This is a genomic window from Streptococcus sp. DD10 (genome assembly GCF_001578805.1).
In the GTDB taxonomy this organism is placed as follows: Bacteria; Bacillota; Bacilli; order Lactobacillales; family Streptococcaceae; genus Streptococcus.
Window position 1 is genome coordinate 1 of sequence record NZ_KQ969172.1, and the last position, 1,098, is coordinate 1,098.

The 1,098-nt window shown below is 34.3% G+C and carries 2 protein-coding genes; both read right to left on the reverse strand.

The features are described from left to right. The coding region (locus tag STRDD10_RS09855; RefSeq protein WP_156468654.1) for an ABC transporter permease at positions 1 to 440 on the reverse strand (440 nt) is incomplete at its 3' end. Next, positions 433 to 1,098, reverse strand: a 666-nt coding sequence (locus STRDD10_RS09860) for an ABC transporter ATP-binding protein (protein ID WP_067195656.1), incomplete at its 5' end; no start/stop codon positions are given. The genes STRDD10_RS09855 and STRDD10_RS09860, both read right to left, overlap by 8 nt.

Here is a 1,098-nt window from a genome sequence, read left to right on the forward strand (position 1 = left end):
GCTCCGACAAATAAATTCACAAGAATCGTACACAAAGCAACCAAAGAAACAATAACAAAATATACAGGATATTCTTTTGCAAACTCAACTTCCACCATCATTGGGAAAGCAATGATGGCAGCCAAAGCAAAAAGAACTGGGTAAAAAAGAACTGAAAGAAGGTACTCTGCACGACGAACACCACTCAAAGTAAGAGTTTTAAACGTCTTCTTCTCTTTTTCTTCTGCAATTGAACTAGAAACCATCGAACCTGACGAGAAAGAGAAAGCCATTGTCAAACAACTATAAAGCAATGTTTTCCCTTGTGTTCCATCTGTATTCATAAAATGTTGGAACATCAACACCATAGCAAACGGGAACAAAACTTGTACCAAAGTATTTTTATTACTCAATAGCACTTGTGTCCTCAACCAAATCAAGGCTAAAATCCGTCTAAACATTTAACTTTTCTCCTGTCAATGTGATAAAAATATCTTCCAAAGTTGGCTCACATGAATGAATTTTAACAACTTTTGTATAATCTTCTTGAACTAAATCACGAAAACTAATTTTTCTCTTAGTGAAGTCAGAATAAGTTACTTCAACATTTTTTTCTTTGTTGTATTTTTGAATAATTTCTTCTGGACTCCCTTGTTCTACAAGATGTCCTTTATTCAAAAGAGCTAGATCATCACAAAGAAGAGTTGCTTCGTTCATATCATGCGTCGTCAAAAAGATAGTCGTTCCTTGTTGCTTCAATTCCTGCAACAACTGATGAATTTTTTTAGATGTTGTTGGATCAAGACCACTCGTTGGTTCATCTAAAAATAAAACTTTAGGTGAATTGATTAAAGCACGAGCCAAAAGCATTCGTTGACGCATACCTGTAGAAAGTTTCTCGGCTACAGTATCTTTACTTTCAAACAGACCTACTTGTTTCAAAACTTCATCAACTCGAGCTTTAGAAACTCCGTATAGTTTCGCAAAAAACAAAATATTTTTATATAAAGTCATTTTTTCATAAAAACCACTCGTATCTCCTACCAAACCTAGCTCTTCAAAATCAGATGGAGTCAATTTTTGAGAGGATTTACCTAACAATTCAGTTTTCCCATTGTC